Source organism: Staphylococcus sp. HMSC36A10 (assembly GCF_001838845.1).
GTDB lineage: Bacteria > Bacillota > Bacilli > Staphylococcales > Staphylococcaceae > Staphylococcus > Staphylococcus aureus.
Genome location: NZ_KV839118.1, coordinates 1 through 3,032 on the forward strand (window position 1 = coordinate 1; position 3,032 = coordinate 3,032).

2 protein-coding genes are annotated in these 3,032 nt (G+C 31.3%); both read left to right on the forward strand.

All coding sequences use genetic code 11. The features are described from left to right. Window positions 1–217, forward strand: a 217-nt coding sequence (locus HMPREF3247_RS08725; protein WP_000223009.1) for an LPXTG cell wall anchor domain-containing protein, incomplete at its 5' end; no start/stop codon positions are given. A gap of 393 nt (window positions 218–610) precedes the next feature. Next, window positions 611–3,032, forward strand: a 2,422-nt coding sequence (locus tag HMPREF3247_RS08730) for an SdrD B-like domain-containing protein (protein WP_070866228.1), incomplete at its 3' end; no start/stop codon positions are given.

Sequence of the window (3,032 nt, forward strand, 5' to 3'; positions counted from 1 at the left end):
CGACTCAGATTCAGACAGTGATTCAGACTCAGATGCAGGTAAGCACACACCTGTTAAACCAATGAGTACTACTAAAGACCATCACAATAAAGCAAAAGCATTACCAGAAACAGGTAATGAAAATAGCGGCTCAAATAACGCAACGTTATTTGGCGGATTATTCGCAGCATTAGGATCATTATTGTTATTCGGTCGTCGTAAAAAACAAAATAAATAATACAGCTTATACCAGGTCCGTGAGGCCTGGTTTTTTATTTCAAAATTTATGAAATGTATCTTATGTTTGAGATTAAATAGTGCAATTTTTTAAAAAATATAACATAAATCAACATAAATTTAATTCATCTTTACATTAAAAGTACAAACGAATAAGAAAAGTAATTAAACACAGTATCAAACCATTTAAAACAATTGATATAAAAAACAAACGAATAATTAAAAATTACTAGAATTAATTTATTCAAACCAAAGTGTAAAATAACAGTCTTAGATAAATAAATTTATTTAAAGTATTGTGCTTTATCTAAAAATGTATTACGATGGGAATACAAATTTTTATATGTAAAAATATTAATTTTTTGCAAATATTGATATTTTAAAGGAGATTTATATGATTAACAGGGATAATAAAAAGGCAATAACAAAAAAGGGTATGATTTCAAATCGCTTAAACAAATTTTCGATTAGAAAGTATACTGTAGGAACTGCATCGATTTTAGTAGGTACGACATTGATTTTTGGTCTAGGGAACCAAGAAGCTAAAGCTGCTGAAAACACTAGTACAGAAAATGCAAAACAAGATGATGCAACGACTAGTGATAATAAAGAAGTAGTGTCGGAAACTGAAAATAATTCGACAACAGAAAATAATTCAACAAATCCAATTAAGAAAGAAACAAATACTGATCCACAACCAGAAGCTAAAGAAGAATCAACTTCATCAAGTACTCAAAAACAGCAAAATAACGTTACAGCTACAACTGAAACTAAGCCTCAAAACATTGAAAAAGAAAATGTTAAACCTTCAACTGATAAAACTGCAACAGAAGATACATCTGTTATTTTAGAAGAGAAGAAAGCACCAAATAATACAAATAACGATGTAACTACAAAACCATCTACAAGTGAAATTCAAACAAAACCAACTACACCTCAAGAATCTACAAATATTGAAAATTCACAACCGCAACCAACGCCTTCAAAAGTAGACAATCAAGTTACAGATGCAACTAATCCAAAAGAACCAGTAAATGTGTCAAAAGAAGAACTTAAAAATAATCCTGAGAAATTAAAAGAATTAGTTAGAAATGATAGCAATACAAATCGTTCAACTAAACCAGTTGCTACAGCTCCAACAAGTGTTGCACCAAAACGTGTAAACGCAAAAATGCGCTTTGCAGTTGCACAACCAGCAGCAGTTGCTTCAAACAATGTTAATGATTTAATCAAAGTGACGAAGCAAACAATCAAAGTTGGCGATGGTAAAGATAATGTGGCAGCAGCGCATGACGGTAAAGATATTGAATATGATACAGAGTTTACAATTGACAATAAAGTCAAAAAAGGCGATACAATGACGATTAATTATGATAAGAATGTAATTCCTTCGGATTTAACAGATAAAAATGATCCTATCGATATTACTGATCCATCAGGAGAGGTCATTGCTAAAGGAACATTTGATAAAGCAACTAAGCAAATCACATATACATTTACAGACTATGTAGATAAATATGAAGATATAAAATCACGCTTAACTCTATATTCGTATATTGATAAAAAAACAGTTCCAAATGAGACAAGTTTGAATTTAACATTTGCTACAGCAGGTAAAGAAACAAGCCAAAATGTCACTGTTGATTATCAAGATCCAATGGTCCATGGTGATTCAAACATTCAATCTATCTTTACAAAATTAGATGAAGATAAGCAAACTATTGAACAACAAATTTATGTTAACCCATTGAAAAAATCAGCAACCAACACTAAAGTTGATATAGCTGGTAGTCAAGTAGATGATTATGGAAATATTAAACTAGGAAATGGTAGCACCATTATTGACCAAAATACAGAAATAAAGGTTTATAAAGTTAACTCTGATCAACAATTGCCTCAAAGTAATAGAATCTATGATTTTAGTCAATACGAAGATGTAACAAGTCAATTTGATAATAAAAAATCATTTAGTAATAATGTAGCAACATTGGATTTTGGTGATATTAATTCAGCCTATATTATCAAAGTTGTTAGTAAATATACACCTACATCAGATGGCGAACTAGATATTGCCCAAGGTACTAGTATGAGAACAACTGATAAATATGGTTATTATAATTATGCAGGATATTCAAACTTCATCGTAACTTCTAATGACTCTGGTGGTGGCGACGGTACTGTTAAACCTGAAGAAAAGTTATACAAAATTGGTGACTATGTATGGGAAGACGTTGATAAAGACGGTGTTCAAGGTACAGATTCAAAAGAAAAACCAATGGCAAACGTTTTAGTTACATTAACTTACCCGGACGGTACTACAAAATCAGTAAGAACAGATGCTAAAGGTCATTACGAATTCGGTGGTTTGAAAGACGGAGAAACTTATACAGTTAAATTCGAAACGCCAACTGGATATCTTCCAACAAAAGTAAATGGAACAACTGATGGTGAAAAAGACTCAAATGGTAGTTCTGTAACTGTTAAAATTAATGGTAAAGATGATATGTCTTTAGACACTGGTTTTTATAAAGAACCTAAATATAATCTTGGTGACTATGTATGGGAAGATACAAATAAAGATGGTATCCAAGATGCAAATGAGCCAGGAATCAAAGATGTTAAAGTTACTTTGAAAGATAGTACTGGAAAAGTGATTGGTACAACTACTACTGATGCCTCGGGTAAATATAAATTTACAGATTTAGATAATGGTAACTATACAGTAGAATTTGAAACACCAGCAGGTTACACGCCAACGGTTAAAAATACTACAGCTGAAGATAAAGATTCTAATGGTTTAACAACAACAGGTGTCA